19 protein-coding genes are annotated in these 16,109 nt (G+C 70.9%); 13 read left to right on the top strand and 6 right to left on the bottom strand.

Annotation, left to right across the window (positions count from 1 at the left end):
- Nucleotides 1–2 precede the first annotated feature (2 nt).
- On the bottom strand, nucleotides 3–971 hold the full coding sequence (locus RM446_RS05440; RefSeq protein ID WP_311544004.1) for a zinc-binding dehydrogenase: 969 nt from the start codon (nucleotides 969–971) through the stop codon (nucleotides 3–5).
- 306 nt (nucleotides 972–1,277) lie between these two features.
- Between RM446_RS05440 and RM446_RS05435 the strand changes: the two genes are divergently transcribed.
- Both RM446_RS05435 and RM446_RS05430 read left to right on the top strand, forming a co-directional pair.
- A complete protein-coding gene (locus RM446_RS05435) occupies nucleotides 1,278–2,261 on the top strand; it encodes a helix-turn-helix domain-containing protein (RefSeq protein ID WP_311544003.1) in 984 nt (327 codons plus the stop codon).
- A gap of 12 nt (nucleotides 2,262–2,273) precedes the next feature.
- A complete protein-coding gene (locus RM446_RS05430; protein WP_311544002.1) occupies nucleotides 2,274–2,474 on the top strand; it encodes a DUF397 domain-containing protein in 201 nt (66 codons plus the stop codon).
- An 85-nt stretch (nucleotides 2,475–2,559) separates the two neighbouring features.
- Here the strand turns inward: RM446_RS05430 and RM446_RS05425 are convergent, their stop codons facing one another.
- A complete protein-coding gene (locus tag RM446_RS05425) occupies nucleotides 2,560–3,741 on the bottom strand; it encodes an NAD(P)-dependent malic enzyme (protein WP_311544001.1) in 1,182 nt (393 codons plus the stop codon).
- A 414-nt stretch (nucleotides 3,742–4,155) separates the two neighbouring features.
- Here RM446_RS05425 and RM446_RS05420 point away from each other — a divergent pair, with 414 nt between their 5' ends.
- The 4 genes from RM446_RS05420 (at nucleotide 4,156) to RM446_RS05405 (ending at nucleotide 7,509) form a co-directional block, all read left to right on the top strand.
- Nucleotides 4,156–5,118 (top strand): ABC transporter substrate-binding protein, encoded by a 963-nt coding sequence (locus RM446_RS05420; protein ID WP_311544000.1) that lies wholly within the window; start codon nucleotides 4,156–4,158, stop codon nucleotides 5,116–5,118.
- Nucleotides 5,119–5,125: 7 nt separating this feature from the next.
- On the top strand, nucleotides 5,126–6,088 hold the full coding sequence (locus RM446_RS05415) for an amino acid ABC transporter permease (protein WP_398694508.1): 963 nt from the start codon (nucleotides 5,126–5,128) through the stop codon (nucleotides 6,086–6,088).
- An 88-nt stretch (nucleotides 6,089–6,176) separates the two neighbouring features.
- Nucleotides 6,177–6,929 (top strand): amino acid ABC transporter ATP-binding protein, encoded by a 753-nt coding sequence (locus tag RM446_RS05410; RefSeq protein WP_311544226.1) that lies wholly within the window; start codon nucleotides 6,177–6,179, stop codon nucleotides 6,927–6,929.
- 64 nt (nucleotides 6,930–6,993) lie between these two features.
- Nucleotides 6,994–7,509: a GNAT family N-acetyltransferase gene (locus RM446_RS05405; RefSeq protein ID WP_311543999.1), complete on the top strand. Its 516-nt coding sequence runs from the start codon at nucleotides 6,994–6,996 to the stop codon at nucleotides 7,507–7,509.
- A gap of 50 nt (nucleotides 7,510–7,559) precedes the next feature.
- Here the strand turns inward: RM446_RS05405 and RM446_RS05400 are convergent, their stop codons facing one another.
- Nucleotides 7,560–8,357 carry a GNAT family N-acetyltransferase gene (locus tag RM446_RS05400; protein ID WP_311543998.1) on the bottom strand — a complete coding sequence of 266 codons (798 nt, stop codon included), beginning with the start codon at nucleotides 8,355–8,357 and terminating at the stop codon, nucleotides 7,560–7,562.
- A 181-nt stretch (nucleotides 8,358–8,538) separates the two neighbouring features.
- Here RM446_RS05400 and RM446_RS05395 point away from each other — a divergent pair, with 181 nt between their 5' ends.
- Nucleotides 8,539–8,895, top strand: a complete 357-nt coding sequence (locus RM446_RS05395; protein ID WP_311543997.1) for a GatB/YqeY domain-containing protein — start codon at nucleotides 8,539–8,541, stop codon at nucleotides 8,893–8,895.
- A gap of 43 nt (nucleotides 8,896–8,938) precedes the next feature.
- Here the strand turns inward: RM446_RS05395 and RM446_RS05390 are convergent, their stop codons facing one another.
- Nucleotides 8,939–9,181: a hypothetical protein gene (locus tag RM446_RS05390; protein ID WP_311543996.1), complete on the bottom strand. Its 243-nt coding sequence runs from the start codon at nucleotides 9,179–9,181 to the stop codon at nucleotides 8,939–8,941.
- Between the two features lie 358 nt (nucleotides 9,182–9,539).
- Here RM446_RS05390 and RM446_RS05385 point away from each other — a divergent pair, with 358 nt between their 5' ends.
- The 3 genes from RM446_RS05385 to RM446_RS05375 all read left to right on the top strand — a co-directional run bounded on the left by RM446_RS05385 (nucleotide 9,540) and on the right by RM446_RS05375 (nucleotide 11,274).
- Nucleotides 9,540–9,767 (top strand): GntR family transcriptional regulator, encoded by a 228-nt coding sequence (locus RM446_RS05385; RefSeq protein WP_311543995.1) that lies wholly within the window; start codon nucleotides 9,540–9,542, stop codon nucleotides 9,765–9,767.
- 281 nt (nucleotides 9,768–10,048) lie between these two features.
- Nucleotides 10,049–10,474, top strand: a complete 426-nt coding sequence (locus RM446_RS05380) for an ATP-binding protein (RefSeq protein WP_311543994.1) — start codon at nucleotides 10,049–10,051, stop codon at nucleotides 10,472–10,474.
- A 41-nt stretch (nucleotides 10,475–10,515) separates the two neighbouring features.
- Nucleotides 10,516–11,274, top strand: coding sequence for an RNA polymerase sigma factor SigF (locus RM446_RS05375; RefSeq protein ID WP_311543993.1), 759 nt, complete (start codon nucleotides 10,516–10,518; stop codon nucleotides 11,272–11,274).
- Nucleotides 11,275–11,325: 51 nt separating this feature from the next.
- Here RM446_RS05375 and RM446_RS05370 read toward each other — a convergent pair whose 3' ends face one another.
- Nucleotides 11,326–11,745: a hypothetical protein gene (locus RM446_RS05370; protein ID WP_311543992.1), complete on the bottom strand. Its 420-nt coding sequence runs from the start codon at nucleotides 11,743–11,745 to the stop codon at nucleotides 11,326–11,328.
- A gap of 201 nt (nucleotides 11,746–11,946) precedes the next feature.
- On the opposite strand from RM446_RS05370, the gene RM446_RS05365 reads away from it, so the two are divergent.
- Nucleotides 11,947–12,882, top strand: coding sequence for a diacylglycerol/lipid kinase family protein (locus RM446_RS05365; protein WP_311543991.1), 936 nt, complete (start codon nucleotides 11,947–11,949; stop codon nucleotides 12,880–12,882).
- Between the two features lie 318 nt (nucleotides 12,883–13,200).
- Nucleotides 13,201–13,452, top strand: coding sequence for a WhiB family transcriptional regulator (locus RM446_RS05360; RefSeq protein WP_311543990.1), 252 nt, complete (start codon nucleotides 13,201–13,203; stop codon nucleotides 13,450–13,452).
- Between the two features lie 195 nt (nucleotides 13,453–13,647).
- Here the strand turns inward: RM446_RS05360 and RM446_RS05355 are convergent, their stop codons facing one another.
- Nucleotides 13,648–15,198 (bottom strand): sensor histidine kinase, encoded by a 1,551-nt coding sequence (locus tag RM446_RS05355; protein ID WP_311543989.1) that lies wholly within the window; start codon nucleotides 15,196–15,198, stop codon nucleotides 13,648–13,650.
- 97 nt (nucleotides 15,199–15,295) lie between these two features.
- Between RM446_RS05355 and RM446_RS05350 the strand changes: the two genes are divergently transcribed.
- Nucleotides 15,296–16,039, top strand: coding sequence for a GntR family transcriptional regulator (locus RM446_RS05350; RefSeq protein WP_311543988.1), 744 nt, complete (start codon nucleotides 15,296–15,298; stop codon nucleotides 16,037–16,039).
- Nucleotides 16,040–16,109: the final 70 nt, after the last annotated feature.

Here is a 16,109-nt window from a genome sequence, read left to right as displayed (position 1 = left end):
GCTCAGACCTGGAAGACGATCTTGCCGAACAGCTCCCCCTGCTCCATCGCGGCGAAGCCCTCCTCGGCGCGGTCGAGGGGCAGTACCCGGTCGATCTCCGGGCGCACGCCGGTGCGGGCGCAGAACTCGGCCAGGCGGCGCAACTCGTCGCGGCCGCCCATGGTCGAGCCGAGTACGGACAGCTGCAGGAAGAACACCCGGTTCAGCTCCGCCGGGGGCGCATCGCCGCTGGTCGCGCCGCAGGTGACGATCCGCCCACCCGGACGCAGCGAGCGCAGGGAGTGGCCCCAGGTCGCCTCGCCGACCGTGTCGAACACGGCGTCGACCTTCTCCGGCAGGCGCTCCCCCGACGCGACGGCGCGGTAGGCGCCCAGACGCTCGGCGCGCTCGCGCTTGCCGGCGTCGCGACTGGTGGCGTAGACGCGGTGGCCCGCCGCGGCCGCCATGCGGATGATCGCGCTACTCACGCCGCCGCCGGCGCCCTGCACCAGGACGGGCGAGCCGGGTTCGAGGCCCGCGCGCACGAAGAGCATCCGGTAGGCCGTCAGCCACGCCGTGGGCAGGCAGGCGGCCTCCTCGAAGGACAGCTCCGCCGGCTTGGGGACGAGGTTGCGCCGGGGGACGGCGACCTTCTCGGCCAGCGTGCCCGGGTGGACCTCGGAGAGCAGGGAGCGGCGGGGGTCGCGGGTCTCGTCGCCGCCGCCCGCGTCGGGGTCGCCGATCACGGCGTGCACGATGACCTCGTTGCCCTCTTCGTCCAGCCCGGCGGCGTCGCAGCCGAGCACCATCGGCAGCCGTTCCTCCGCCAGGCCCACGCCGCGCAGGCTCCACAGGTCGTGGTGGTTCAGTGCGGCGGCCTTGACCCGCACCGTCGTCCACCCTTCGGGCGGGGCCGGATCCGGCCGCTCCCCCGCCTCCAGCCCGGACAGTGGGTTCTTCTTGTCGATGCGTGCTGCGGTGATAGCGAACATGCCCTGACCCTAACCACCTGATACCGCGGGAGCGCGGGCCGCCCCGAGCGGCGTCCGGCCGCCGCGCGGCTTCCCCCGGTCGCAGGCGCATCGGCGGCTCCCGGGTCCCCTTAGAATTGCCGGGGGACAATCTCGCGCAAACGCCGGCCGGGCGTTCGGCAAGACGGCTGCCGAGGGAGCCGGCAAAGCGGCGGGGACCCTGTTTTCTCTTTCCCGGGAAAAGGTTCGCATTCTGCAAAAAGGTGCCGCCGCGCACGCCCCCGGACGCGGTGGATTTCCCGCACCCCGGCGTCGAGTAGCCTGCCTGTGCCGCGCGCGGAACCGCCCTGCCGACCGAGCCCGTGCGGCGCCCCGCCGTATTCCGGCCTTCCCCCCGAACAGGAGGCACAGCCAGTGGCCGCTGCCGACAACCCCACAGCCCGCCGGCGCCGCCTCGGTGTCGAGTTGCGGAGAATGCGGGAGAACGCCGGCAAGACCGGCGAAGAGGCCGCCGAGGCCATGTCGTGGTCGGGCAGCAAGCTTTCCCGGATCGAGCGCGGGCAGGTCGCTACCAACTCCGACGATGTGCGCGACCTGCTGGAGCTCTACGGTGTCGAGGACCCCGACGCGCGGCAGTCGCTGGTCGCACTCGCCCGCGAGTCGCGGCGAAGGGGCTGGTGGCACGTCTACGGCGACGTGATGCCCGAGCGCTTCGACGTCTACCTCGGGCTGGAGCCGGAGGCCGGCGCGCTGCGGTTCTTCCAGGCCGAGATCGTTCCGGGCCTGCTGCAGACCGCCGACTACGCCCGGGCGCTGATGCGGGCGCACCCTTCGCCGGTCTCGGACGACGAGATCGAACGCCGCACGGAACTGCGTATGCGCCGCCAGGAGGTCGTCTTCAGCTCCTCGCCACCGCATATCTGGGCATTGCTTGATGAATCAATCCTTTACCGCCCGGTCGGCGGACTATCGGTCATGGCAGACCAAATGCGGCGCCTGCTGGACCTCGATCGGAATCCGCAGGTGACATTGCAGGTCCTGCCGTACGAGGCGGGCGCGCATTCGGGGCTCAACGGCTCCTTCGACATCCTCGAGTTCCCCGATTCGGACATCCACTCACCCCTGCTCGTGCACGTGGAGAACCTGACGAGCAGCCTCTACATCGAAAAAGCCAAGGAGGTGGCCTACTACACGGCCGCTTTCGAACACCTGCGCTCCGCGGCCCTGCACCCCGATCGGACACGGGAAGTCATCAGCGAGGCGGAGCAGCGCCTGCGGAGCGGAGAGGAGGGGGAAACCGATGAGTCATGAAGGGAGCGCGGCATGGCCGCGAAGGATCCGCTGGGCGTTCGATGGCGCACGAGCACCTACAGCGGAACAGGGGGAGGCCAGTGCGTCCAGGTGATGCGCTGGACAAGGGCCGTCCGGGTCCGTGATTCCACGGCGCCTGAGGGCACCGTGCTGCGGTTCCCCGCGGGGGCGTGGGCGGCGTTCGTCGTCGCCACCGTGGGGCGCTGCCTGTAGCGCTACCGCAGCAGACGGAGGGGGTAGCCGGTCCGGGGCAAGGGAGACCTGCGCCTCGGACCGGCTACGGAGAATGACCGACCGACTACGCTCTGGCGACACCGTCGCGCCGCGCCTGCGCGGCCACGGCCTCGGCGACCGCCGGGACCACCCGCGAGTCGAACGTGCTCGGGATGATGTAGTCGGGGCCGAGGTCGTCGCCCACCAGGTCGGCGATCGCGTCGGCCGCGGCGAGCTTCATCGCCTCGGTGACGTCGCGGGCGCGCGCGTCCAGGGCGCCGCGGAACACCCCGGGGAACGCCAGCACGTTGTTGATCTGGTTGGGGAAGTCGCTGCGGCCGGTCGCCACGACGGCGGCGTGGGCGCGGGCGACGTCGGGGTGGATCTCGGGGGTCGGGTTGGCCATGGCGAAGACGATCGCCTCGGGCGCCATCGAAGCCACGACCGACTCGGGCAGCTCGCCGGCCGAGAGGCCGATGAACACGTCGGCGCCCTCCAGCGCCCCCTCGATCGAGCCGCGCACGCCGGCGCGGTTGCTGATCTCGGCGATCTCGGCCTTGATCGGGGTGAGTCCCTCGCGCCCGGCGTAGATCATGCCCTTGCTGTCGGCGACGGCGATGTCGCCGACCCCGCCGTCGACCAGCATCTTGGTCACGGCGACACCGGCCGCGCCCGCCCCCGAGACCACGACCCGCAGGTCGGCGATCGAGCGTCCGGTCAGCCGGGCAGCGTTGCGCAGGGCGGCGACGGTCACGATCGCGGTGCCGTGCTGGTCGTCGTGGAAGACGGGGATGTCCAGCCGCTCGCGCAGCCGCCGCTCGATCTCGAAGCAGCGCGGCGCGGAGATGTCCTCCAGGTTCACCCCGCCGAACGACGGCGCCATGCGCTCGACGGTCTCGACGATGTCGTCGACCCCCTCGCACGAGAGGGCCATGGGCACCGCGTCCACTCCGGCGAACTTGCGGAACAGCAGCGCCTTGCCCTCCATCACCGGCAGCGACGCCTGCGGGCCGATGTCGCCCAGGCCGAGCACGGCCGAGCCGTCGGTCACGACGGCGACGACGGAGCTCTTCCAGGTGTAGGCGTCGACGAGCTCCGGCGCGTCGGCGATCGCGGTGCACACCCGTGCGACGCCGGGAGTGTAGGCCAGGGCCAGGCCCTCGTGGTCGGTGACCTCGACCGTGCCCTCGATCCGCAGCTTGCCGCCGCGGTGCAGCACGAACGCCGGATCGTCGTCGAACCGGGAATGGGAATCAGTGGTCGTCATGATCTGTGCAAAACCCCTCAGATATGCAAGCGCGCCCGAGCGGCGGGATTCCGGGCGCGGCTTCGAGTTCGCCTCAGTCTCGGCGATCGGGAAGTGCGGCGCGCGGAGTGGCAGGGGTGCTAGGGATGCTAGGAGGACTCCCTCGGCCACGTCGTCGGCGATGCCGGAGGGATGAGGAGCTCGGTCTCCGCGGCTCGGTGCGAGCCCAGCGCCGCAGCGGTTCGGGGTTCACCCGTTACCCAATCCTCTCACAACGGTGACCCCACCAACATGCCAGTGCGCCGACGATGGAACATTCACGTTCGCACGAAGGACTATCCTGCCCACTTGTGCTGCGCGTCCGGCCTACCGCCGGAACGTGACGACGCGAACGCCGACCACCCGACGCCGTTCGCCCATGAGAAGGAGAGACACGTGGCCGTGCTGAAGCACTCGACCGCGCCGGCTGCCCGGATCGGACGCGTTCCCTTTGCCGCCGGCGCCCTCGCCGCCGTCCTCGCCCTGTCGGCATGCGGAGGCGGAGGCGGCGGTGACGACCAGGGAGGCGGCCAGGGCGCGGGCCAAGACCCCGCGTCCACGCCGTCGGTCAAGGCCGATCCCGAGCTCGCGGAGATGGTCCCCCAGCAGATCCGCGACCAGGGGGCGCTCAAGATCGGCACCGACTCCACCTATGCGCCCGCCGAGTACCTCTCCACGGACGGCAAGACGGTCGTCGGCTTCGACGTCGAGCTGTTCAACGCGGTCGCGGCCAAGCTCGACCTCGACACCCGATGGCAGAGCTCCACGTTCGGCACCATCGTCGAGGGCGTCGGCAGCGGCAAGTACGACGTGGGGGTCTCCTCGTTCACCATCAACGAGGAGCGCATGCAGCAGGCCAACATGGTGAGCTACTACACCGTGGGCACCCAGTGGTTCACCGCCAAGGGCAACCCGGCCGATGTCGACCCCGACAGCGCCTGCGGCAAGAACATCGCGGTGCAGGCCAACACCGTCCAGATCGAGGACATCGAGGCCCGCAGCCAGGAGTGCGCGGACAACGGCGACCCGAAGATCAACATCAGCAAGTTCAAGGGCCAGGACCAGGCCACCGAATCGATCATCTCCGGGCGCAACGACGCCGGGCTGGCGGACATGCCCGTGGCCGTCTACGCGGTCGAGCAGACCGAGGGCAAGCTCCAGACGCTCGGCGAGCAGTACGAGGCGGCGCCCTACGGCGCCGTGGTCGCCAAGGACAACACCGAGCTCGCCGAGGCCATCTCCGCCGGCTACCAGAGCATCATGGACGACGGAACCTACACCGAGATCCTGGCCAAGTGGGAGCTGGACGGCCAGGGAACCCTGGACGAGTCCGAGGTCAATCCGTCCGTCGAAGGCTAGAAGGCACGTGAGCACAACTCCCGACGACCCCCGGCCGGCGCCCGGTTCCGAGGCGCCGGCCGGCAAGTCCCCTCCCGAAGCGATCAAGGCGGTGCCCGTCCGCCACCCGGGCCGCTGGGTCGCGGCGGCCGTACTGCTGCTCTTCAGCGCGATGTTCGTGAACATGCTCGTCACGAACCCCGCGTTCGACTGGCCGTTCCTGTTCGAGCAGATGTTCTCCTCGCCGGTGCTGATCGGCGTGCGCACGACGGTGATCCTGGCAGCGGTGTCGCTGGCGATCGGCATCGCGATCGGCATCGTCGTCGCCGTGATGCGGCTGTCGGACAACCCGGTCCTGGTGACGGTGGGGTGGATCTACACCTGGTTCTTCCGCGCCGTGCCGCGCATCGTGCTGTGCGTGCTTTTCGGCAACGTGGCCATCCTGTACCAGACGATCGAGCTCGGAGTCCCCTTCGACAACTACTGGCTGCCGCTGCTCGGTTTCGAGGACGGCGCCCGGTTCTACTCGGTGCCGATGGAGACCCTGCTCAGCCCGTTCGTGGCGGCCGTCATCGCGCTGTCGCTGTCGCAGGGCGCCTACATGGCCGAGATCGTCCGCGCCGGGCTGCTCTCCGTCGACAAGGGCCAGACCGAGGCCGCGCAGGCGCTGGGCATGAACCAGGGCCTGGTTCTGCGGCGCATCACGCTGCCCCAGGCCCTGCGGGTGATCATCCCGCCGACGGGCAACGAAGCCACGGCGATCATGAAGGACACCTCGCTGGTGTCGGCGATCCCGCTGACCACCGAGCTGTTCTTCCAGCTGCAGCAGATCGGCGCCCGCACCTTCAACCTGTTTCCGATGCTGGTGGCCGCCTGCCTGTGGTATCTGGCGATCACCAGCCTGATGATGATCGGCCAGTACTACCTGGAGCAGGCGTTCAACCGCTCCAACCGCGGTGCGAGCGTGCGCGGCGCCGGGCAGAGGGCATAGCGGGCAGAGGGCATAGAGCGAGTAGGACGGCGAGTTGACCCAGAACACCGCGGAGGCCGGCGTGGACGCCGGCGCCGGAGAAGGCCGGATGGTCGTGGCCGAGAGCGTGCACAAGTCGTTCGGCCGACTGGAGGTGCTGCGCGGCATCGACCTGGAGGTGACCAGGGGCGAGGTCTGCTGCGTGGTCGGCCCCTCCGGCTCGGGCAAGTCCACGTTCCTGCGCTGCATCAACCACCTGGAGAAGATCAGCGCGGGGCGGCTGTGGGTCGACGGTCAGCTGATGGGCTACCGGCAGCGCGCCGGCAAGCTCTACGAGCTGCACGACACCCAGGTCGCCCGCCAGCGCCGCGGCATCGGCATGGTCTTCCAGAACTTCAACCTGTTCCCGCACATGACGGTGCTCGGCAACGTCATGGAGGCGCCCGTGCGGGTTCAGCGCCTGCCGCGCTCGCAGGCCCGCGAGGACGCCTTGGAGCTGCTGGACCGCGTGGGCCTGGCCGACAAGGCGTCGGGGTACCCGCGCCAGCTCTCCGGCGGGCAGCAGCAGCGCGTGGCCATCGCCAGGGCGCTGGCGATGCGCCCGGAGCTGATGCTGTTCGACGAGCCCACCAGCGCGCTCGACCCCGAACTGGTGGGCGAGGTGCTGGACGTGATGAAGGGCCTGGCCGAGGAGGGCATGACCATGGTGGTGGTCACCCACGAGATGGGGTTCGCCCGCGAGGTCGGCGACACGCTGGTCTTCATGGACGAGGGCGCCGTGGTGGAGTCGGGCACTCCGGGCAGGGTGCTGGCCGACCCGCAGCACGAGCGCACCAGGGCGTTCCTGTCGAAGGTGCTGTGAACCCGCGGAGCCGCGCCGGCGGCGGCCCGCCGCCGGCGCCGGCCATGACAGCCGAGGAGAAGCGTTGATCCGCCCCGCCCGCCCGGACGACGTCCCCGTCATCCACCGCCTGGTCCGCGAACTGGCCGACTACGAGAAGGAGCCCGAGGCGGCGGTGGCCACCGAGGCCCAGTTCCGCGACGCCCTGTTCGGCGCGAACCCGGTGGCCGGGGCCCACATCGCCGAGCAGGCCACCGAGAGCGGAGGGGGAAGAGAGGGCGCGGGCGGCGCCGCCGTGGCGGGGTTCGCGCTGTGGTTCCGCAACTTCTCCACCTGGACCGGAAACCCCGGCATCTACCTGGAAGACCTCTACGTCCGCCCGGAGTACCGGGGGCACGGCTACGGCAAGGCGCTGCTGAAGACCCTCGCCGAGCTCTGCGTGGAGCGCGGCTACGATCGGCTGCAGTGGTGGGTGCTGGACTGGAATACGCCCTCGATCGAGTTCTACCGGTCTCTGGGCGCCGAGCCGATGGACGAGTGGACCGTGTTCCGCCTGGACGGCGACGCGCTCCACTCCCTCGGCGGGAAGGCCGACGGCTGACCGTCGGAGCGGTACCGGGTGGTACCGCTCCGCGGCGTCCGGCTGACGGCTCAGCCCTCCTCGCGGTGCCAGATGTAGGGGGTCGTCGTCGAGACCCCGACCATGCCGGAGCGCTCCAGGATCGGGCGGGAGTACTCGCTGGAGTCGCTGTGGATCAGCGTCTTGCCTATGGCCAGGGCCGACTGGGCCCGGGCAGCCGTCAGCGCCCGGTAGACGCCGCGCCCCCGCCAGTCCGCCCGGGTCGCTCCGCCCCAGATCCCGGCGAAGCCGGTATCGGCGACGGGCTCCAGGCGCCCCGCGCCGACCATCGCGCCCTCGGCCTCCGCGACCCACAGCTCCATGCCGTCGGCACGCACCAGGCGGCGCAGCAGGGCATCGGCCATCTCCGCGGAGGGGGGATCGCCGAAGGCCTCGTCGGCCATCGCGCTCATCGCGCGCACATCGGCCTCGGCGGAGATACGCCGCAGGGCCACACCCGCGGGCGGCGGGACGTCCTCGGCCAGTCGCCGCGCCGTGCCGATCATGATCGACTCCGGCTCTTCGGGCACGAAACCGTGCTCTACAAGGGCTTCGTGCAGGCCCGGCGCACGGTCGTGCCCCCGGCACTTCCACTTCACCCGGCTGATCGCGGGATCCGCCCGGTAGTGGGCCAGCGCCTCCCCCACCAACCGCTTGATCGCGGACGCGTCGGCGGCACCGAGGTCCCGGTACGTGACGAACCCGCTGCCGCCCGCGAACGTCACGAGCCGCAGCGGGCCGCGGCGGGTGACGGAGACGGCGCTGGGTGTCTCGGCGCTGCTGCGCAGTTGGTCGTCGTAGGCACTGAGGAAGGCGGTGGCGTCGGTCATGGGCTGCGAGGGTGGCAGCGCCGCTCGCGGGGGGCAACGGGTTTTCCGAGCGGTCCGCCTCCTCCTGACGGGCCCACGGCTGCGCCGATCGGACCGGAGAACGGACTCGCCCAGGACCGCACCGGCGGGAGCCGGCGCAATCCGCTCGACGCGTTCGGGGGTTTCGGCTACCTTCCTGCAAGTGCGTACCGACATGCGGCGTGACCTGACGGCCGCCCTCAAGAACCGCGACAAGACCGCCGCAGCCGCGCTCCGCTCGGCCCTGGCCGCCGTCGAGAACGCCGAGGCGACCGACCCCGGCCTCCCGGCGGCGGCCGCGGACAGCGAGCACGTCGCCGGCGCGGCCGCGGGTGTGGGCGCGGCCGAAGCGGAGCGCCGCGCGCTGAGCGAGGCCGACGTCCGCGCGATCGTGGCGCGGGAGGCCGACGAGCGCTCGGCCTCGGCGCAGGAGTACGAGCGGCTCGGCCGCGCCGACGCCGCCGGGCGCCTCCGCGCCGAAGCCGAGGTCCTCGGCCGCTACCTGCGCCCGGAGGCCTGAGCACCGTCGGCGGCCCGCCCGCCGGAACCGGCTTGCGGACCGGCTACCGCTCTCCGCCGCTCCCGGGCCCCTCGGGCACCGGACAGCGCCGCCACGGGGCGGGCAGCGCTCCCCCGGAACGCAGCCACATGTCGAGGACACTGAAGGCGGCGTCGGCGTTGTCCTGCGCCCGCGCGCGCTGAGCGGGGCTGCGGCCGCGCTCCTTCAGGGCCTCGCTCAACGTGTCGTATAGCGCGTCGGCGTGCGCCTCGTCGGGTCGGTGGTAGCAGTCGCTGGAATAGGTCATCGCGCACCCCCGGCCGCGTCGGCGGGAACCGTGTTCGGGGCGTACCGGCGAACGCGCGGGGCGCGGCAGCGCGCGGGAGCCCTGGCCGGATGCACGGGGGCCGCAGGTGTGCAGCCAGTCGGAATGTCCAGGGCGTGCCGCAAGACCGCGGGGAAGCCCGTGTCCGGCCGCAGGGAGCGCATGAACGCGCGCAGGAGAACTAGGATGCTCATCGGCAACCGGTCCTTTCGGTTGTCCGGCCGCGGGGGGTGTGTCCGCACCCGCCGCGGCGTTTTGTTGGATTAAAACAGCAGTATATCTATAGCATGCCTAGCACGCTAGAATTGCTGCAAATCCTTGACGTGCCTAGCTTGCCCGCGTGGAGTGGCGCGAAGGTGTTCCGCGATGGGTCCAGATAGCAGACGAGCTCGAACGCCGCATCCGCGCGGGCGTTTACCCGCCGGGGTCCCGTGTGCCTTCCGTTCTCGCACTCATGGACGAGTTCGGCGTCGCGTCGGCGACCGCGCACAAGGCGCTAGCGGGCCTCCGAACCCGGGGCCTCACCTACACGGAGCCGGGTATCGGGTCGACGGTACGCAAGCCGTAGCGCCCCAGATCCCGGCGGGAGCGGTCCCGCAGAGCGACGGGAGGCTTCCCTGACTCCTGCCCGGAGGAACACGCCCAGCCGAATTCACTGATACCGCCCCGGTTCCGGTTGCGTCTCGGCACGGATTCCACTGCCTTCCCGGGCTGTCCCCCGGTCCCGGGCGTGTCCGAGACTAGGGATAGGAGCCGCTACGGGACACGGGCCACGACGTGTGCACCGGAGGCGGACCGAAACAAGATAGATTGCACTCAAGCGGCAATCTCGCTTCCTGGAGGAGGCACGTGACCGAAGAAACCGCCGCACCGCCGCCGGGTGCAACGGACGTGCGCGACGCTGTGACCGTGCGGATGCCGGCCGACAGCGCGTACCTGTCCGTGCTGCGCACGGCCACGGCGGGTTTGGCGGCCCGACTCGACTTCACCCTCGACGAGATCGAGGACCTGCGCATCGGGGTCGACGAAGCGTGCGCGATGCTGCTCACCCAGGCGCTGCCGGGGACCGACCTGACCACCGACTTCGAACTCACCGGCGACGGCATGCGCATCTCCGTCTCGGTGCTGACAGCCGACGGCCGGCTCCCCGCGCGCGACACCTTCGCCTGGACCGTCCTCTCGGCCCTTGCCGGAGAGGTCGACGCCGATGCCGGCCCTGACGACCGCGTCTCCATCGTGCTGCACAAACGTCGCGGTGTGGCGGAGACGGCGTGAGCGAGAGGGGGCCCGCTCTGACGGCGAAGACGGAGCACGCGGTGCCTGACCGCGCCCGTGCGCGCGAGTTGTTCGAACGCCTGAGCGAGCTTCCCGGAGACGCTCCCGAACGCCAGCGCATCCGCGACGAACTTGTCGAGCTGCACCTGCCCCTGGTCGAGTACCTGGCGCGGCGCTTCCGCAACCGCGGCGAGTGGCTGGACGACCTCACGCAGGTCGCCACGATCGGCCTGATCAAGTCGATCGACCGCTTCGATCTGGAGCGCGGTGTGGAGTTCTCCACCTACGCCACGCCCACCATCGTCGGCGAGATCAAGCGCCACTTCCGCGACAAGGGCTGGGCGGTGCGTGTACCCCGCCGGCTCCAGGAGCTGAAGCTGTCGCTGACCAAGGCCGTCAGCGACCTGTCCCAGCGGGAGGGCCGGGCGCCCACCGTCCACGAGCTGGCCGAGCACCTCGGGATGTCCGAGGAGGAGGTGCTGGAGGGCCTGGAGTCCGCCAACGCCTATTCCACGGTGTCCCTGGACGCCCCGGACAGCGGCGACGAGGACGCGCCGGCGGTGGCCGACTCGCTGGGCATCGTCGACGACTCGCTGGAGGGCGTGGAGTACCGGGAGTCGCTCAAGCCCTTGCTGGAGCAGCTCCCGCCGCGCGAGAAGCGCATTCTGCTGCTGCGCTTCTTCGGCAACATGACCCAGTCGCAGATCGCCCAGGAGCTGGGGATCTCGCAGATGCACGTGTCGCGGCTGCTGGCGCGCACGCTCGCCCAGCTGCGCCAGGCGCTGACCACCGACGACTGAGCGCCCGCCGCGCCGTGCACGCGGCCCGGCGGAGCTCGGGCCCGCTCGCCGCTACCCGCCCTCGCCCGGTCCGCCGCCGCGCGGGTCGTCGCCGAACAGGGTGGCGGTGGTGGGCGGGGCCAGCACCAGCGCCAGGCCCGCGGCGGCCACCGCCGCCATCGCGGCCGTCACCGCGTACTGGCCGCTGGTGAACATGTAGTAGGCCACCACGAGCACGAAGATCTGTGTCAGCACGACGGGTGTGCGCGCCCAGTTTCGCAGCCGGAGCAGCCCCCAGGCGCAGTAGCCGGTGGCGGCGGCGGCCAGCAGGGCGAGGACGGTCAGCGGGATCGCCGCACCGGGCGCCGCGGCGTTGCCCAGCAGCGTCTCGACGAGCACGGTGCCGGCTCCGACGGCGATCGCGGCCGTCACCAGGGCCTGCACCGCGGCGGCGAGCGTGAGGGTGATGGGTCGTGAGGACACGTTCCACATTATCGGCCCACGCCGGTCCCCCGCGGCGGGGGCCGAACCGGCGCCCGCCCTCCCGATGACAGCGCCGGACCTGCTCCGCCGCGCGCCCGCCCCGCGCACCGAAGGCGCGCGGGCGCCGCGGCGGACGGCCGTGCGACCGCCCGCCGGATCCCCTGCGGGGCCCGGCTCGGAGCACTCGGCGCGCACCCTAGACTTGGCCGCGTGCGCGCCTTGTTCATCGTCAACCCGCAGGCGACCACCACCACGCCCCGCTCCCGCGACGTGCTGGTCGGCGCCATCGCCCGCGACATGGACCTGGACGTGGCCCAGACCGAGTACCGCGACCACGCCCGCGAGCTGGCCCGCCAGGCCGCGGGCGAGGGCTACGGGCTGGTGATCAGCCTCGGTGGCGACGGCACGGTCAACGAGGTCGTCAACGGCCTGCTGGCCACGCCCGAGGGCCTGGAGCGGCCCAGCTTCGCCGCCCTGCCGGGCGGCAGCGCCAACGTGTTCATCCGGGCTCTGGGACTGCCGACCGACCCCATCGAGGCGACCGGCGCGATGCTGGAGGCGGCGCGCGCGGGAGAACAGCGCTCGGTGGGACTGGGCCGAATGCGTACCGACCAGGACGACCGCTACTTCACCTTCTGCGCCGGGTTCGGCTGGGACGCCGACGTCGTGCACGAGGTCGACCGGCTGCGCCGCAGCGGACGCCGGGCCTCCCCCGGGCTCTACATCTCCGTCGCGCTCAAGCTCTTCCTGCGCGGCGACATCAAGGTGCCCTCCCTGCGCATCGAGGCGCCCGGCCACGAGGCCGTGCACGACCTGTACTTCGCGGTGGTCACCAACACCACCCCGTGGACCTACGCCGGCGCTGTGCCGGTGCAGCCCACGCCTCGCTCGCGGTTCGGACTGGGCCTGGACCTGTTCGCGCTCACGCAGCTGCACACCGTCCGCACCGCGCAGTTGCTGCGCCAGATGATGTCGCACCGGGGCGTCCCGCCGTACGGGCCGGGCTACGTCTCGTGGCACGATCAGACGGCGATCAGCGTCACATCCCGCACTCCGCGCGCATTCCAGATCGACGGCGAATACCTCGGACACCGAAAACGAGTCAATCTCGAATCCGTACCGAAGGCATTACGAATCATCGGTTAACGGCACGGTAAAGAACCTGGTGATTACGCCTGTGACGCACACGACACGAACCTGCCCAGGTTGGCGCACCGGGCGGTCTTGCATGCACCGATCAATGCTGTCACGCTCAAAAGTGTCGCCGCACGTTACGGGCGAGTAAAAGGGAGATTCCGAGGTCAGGGAGCACGGCGCGACTCCGTGCGATCACCGGACCCCTGGGCGCCCGCAGTTTGGGCGCACGCCGGACCGGGAGTCAACGATGACAAGCGCCTGGTCGCCGCCGACTTAGTGAATTCGTTCACAAAGCGCACGCTTCCCTCACCGTGAGGAGTGATCCGCATGGACTGGCGTCACCACGCCGCCTGCCGTGACGAGGACCCCGAGCTGTTCTTCCCGATCGGGAACTCCGGCCCGGCCCTCATCCAGATCGAGGAGGCCAAGGAGGTGTGCGGGGCCTGTCCGGTCAACACCGCGTGCCTCCGCTGGGCCCTGGAGACGGGCCAGGACGGCGGCGTGTGGGGCGGCATGAGCGAGGACGAGCGCCGCGCGCTCAAGCGCCGCCGCGCACCGGTCGCCATGGCGCGCTCGTAGCTCCGAAACCACTGCCACAGCATCGCACGGCCCGATCCGCCCCGACACTTCGCCCCCCGGGGAAAGGGCCCGGTGCGGCCACCGCGACTCCTTGCGCGCCGGCACATCACCGTTGATCTTGTAGCTATCGTCACTGGAAATCGTTTTCCTTCACGACAGCTACAAGATCAACGGGGGTTCGGGGCCGACGGTCTGTCAGGGGTAGGGCTCGATGCGGCGCTCGACGGGCAGCTCGATCGCGACCTTGGTGCCGCCGTTCTCCTGCGGCTTGATCTCCAGCGAGCCGTCCAGCTCGCTCACGATGAGAGTGCGCACGATCTGCAGGCCCAGGCTCGCGGTGCTCTCGATGTCGAAGTCCGCCGGCAGCCCGCCGCCGTCGTCGAGCACCTCGATCAGCAGGCGGCCCCCGTTCTCCTCCTCGCCCAGCGGCGGGTCGTCGCGCCTCGCGTGCACCTCTATGCTGCCCGGCTCGTAGCGCAGCCCGTGCTCGACGGCGTTCTGCACCAGCTCGGCCAGCACCATCGACAGCGGCGTCGCCACCAGCGCCGACAGCAGTCCGAACTGGCCGGAGCGGCGCGGCACCACCGCAGCACCGGTCGAGGACACCTCGGCCGCCATCTCTATGACGCGGTCAGCGATGTCGTCGAAGTCCACGACCTCGTCGGGGGTGTGGGAGAGCATCTCGTGCACGATGGCGATCGAGCCGACCCGGCGCACCGCCTCGTCCAGGGCCGCGCGGCCTTCGGGTACGTCGAGCCGCCGCGACTGGAGGCGCAGCAGCGCCGCCACCGTCTGCAGGTTGTTCTTGACCCGGTGGTGGATCTCGCGGATCGTGGCGTCCTTGGTCATCAGCTCGCGCTCGCGGCGGCGCAGCTCGGTCACGTCGCGCACCATGACCAGCGCACCGATGCGCACGCCGCCCACCACCAGCGGGATGGAGCGCAGCTGGATGGTGGAGCCGCGGCCCTCGACCTCGGCCTCCTGGGGCACCCGGCCGCCGGCTGTCCAGGTCAGCGACTCGTCGCGGGCGTCCCCCGCTGCCGCGAGGTCCAGGGTGGTGCGGTCCAGGCGCGCGCCCACCAGGTCGGCGGTCAGTCCGAGGCGGCGGTAGGCCGACAGCGCGTTGGGGCTGGCGTAGACGACCTCGCCGTCCTGGTCGAGCCGCAGCAGGCCGTCGCCCACCCGCGGCGAGCGCACCATCAGTGGTCCCTGATCGTTGAAGGGGAACTCCCCTTCGGCGATCATCTGCGCCAGGTCGCTGGCGCTCTGCAGGTAGGTCAGCTCCAGGCGGCTGGGTGTGCGCGCCGAGCTGAGGTTGGTGCTGCGCTGGATCACCCCGATGAGCTTGGCCGAGCGGCGCACCGGGATGGTCTCCTCGCGCACGGGTACACCGCCGGACCAGTCGGGGTCGCCCTCGCGGCAGATCCGCCCCTCGCTCCAGGCCCGGTCGATGAGTGTGCGCCGCGCCGACAGCCGGGCGGCCCGGCCGCCCGCGGCCGCATCCGCGGCCTCGTCGCGCAGCACGGTCTCGACGAGGTCGTCCTGGAAGGCCGTGGGCCCGGTGGTGGGGCGCATCTGCGACACCGCTACCCAGCCGCTGTCGTCGCGCAGGCGCACCCAGAGCACCAGGTCGGCGAAGGAGAGGTCGGCCAGCAGCTGCCAGTCCGAGACCAGTGAGTGGAACCACTCCAGATCCGCCGTTTTGAGCGCGGTGTAGCGCCGGATGAGATCACTGAGGTGAGGCACTCACAAATCATCCCACGGTTGCAGGCATACTCATAGAAACGCACTCGACCAGTGGTCCACACCAATAGCGACCGGGGAAGCGGTGGAGGAGTCCGACGTGACGGGTCAGCGAATGCTCGAAGACGGTCACCGAGTTCCAAAGTATTACCAGGTCAAGAAGCTGCTCCTGGAACTCATCGAGGCCATGCCCGCCGGCAACCCGGTGCCGCCCGAGCGTGCGCTCGCGGCCCAGTTCGCCACGTCGCGCACCACGGTGCGCCAGGCGCTGACGGAGATGGTGGTCGAAGGGCGGCTGCTGCGCATCCAGGGCAAGGGGACCTTCGTCGCCAAGCCCAAGGTGGCCCAGGTGCTGCAGCTCACCAGCTACACCCAGGAGATGCGCTCCCACGGCCTGCACCCGGCCACGCGCATCCTCGACGTGAGCTACATCAACGCCGACGACCAGCTCGCCGAGCTGCTTGCGATCCGCTCGGGCGGGCGGGTGCTGCGCATCGAGCGCCTGCGGCTGGCCAACGGCGAGCCGATGGCCGTGGAGACCGCACACCTGGCGGCGCGGCGCTTCCCCGGACTCCGGCGCCAGCTGGACCGCTACGCGTCGCTGTACGAGGCACTGGCGAGCGCCTACGACGTCCGCCTGGTCGAGGCCGAGGCCACCATCGAGACGGTCCTGGCCACACCGAACGAGGCCCGGCTGCTGGGCGTGGACGTCGGGCTGCCGCTGGTGCTGCACTGCCAGCACAGCTTCGACGGCGAGGGGCACCCGGTGGAGTGGGTCCGCTCGCTCTACCGGGGTGACCGCTACAAGTTCGTCACACGGCTGCGTCCACCCGAGGAGGAGTGAGCCGCCGGGCGCAGGGGCCGGCCGCACCGGTCGGCCGCGCCGGTGTGGTCGCGATCACCGGCGCCTGATA

It is taken from the genome of Streptomonospora wellingtoniae, assembly GCF_031845375.1.
Taxonomy (GTDB): Bacteria; Actinomycetota; Actinomycetes; order Streptosporangiales; family Streptosporangiaceae; genus Streptomonospora; species Streptomonospora wellingtoniae.
This window is presented reverse-complemented; position numbering and strand designations above follow the sequence as displayed.

Coding starts and splice junctions, on each gene's coding strand:
- RM446_RS05440 (WP_311544004.1), bottom strand. CDS start 971: ATGTTCGCTATCACCGCAGCACGCATCGACAAGAAGAACCCACTGTCC.
- RM446_RS05400 (WP_311543998.1), bottom strand. CDS start 8,357: ATGACCGACGCCACCGCCTTCCTCAGTGCCTACGACGACCAACTGCGC.
- RM446_RS05410 (WP_311544226.1), top strand. CDS start 6,177: ATGGTCGTGGCCGAGAGCGTGCACAAGTCGTTCGGCCGACTGGAGGTG.
- RM446_RS05390 (WP_311543996.1), bottom strand. CDS start 9,181: ATGACCTATTCCAGCGACTGCTACCACCGACCCGACGAGGCGCACGCC.
- RM446_RS05430 (WP_311544002.1), top strand. CDS start 2,274: ATGGCCGCGAAGGATCCGCTGGGCGTTCGATGGCGCACGAGCACCTAC.
- RM446_RS05425 (WP_311544001.1), bottom strand. CDS start 3,741: ATGACGACCACTGATTCCCATTCCCGGTTCGACGACGATCCGGCGTTC.
- RM446_RS05360 (WP_311543990.1), top strand. CDS start 13,201: ATGGACTGGCGTCACCACGCCGCCTGCCGTGACGAGGACCCCGAGCTG.
- RM446_RS05370 (WP_311543992.1), bottom strand. CDS start 11,745: ATGTGGAACGTGTCCTCACGACCCATCACCCTCACGCTCGCCGCCGCG.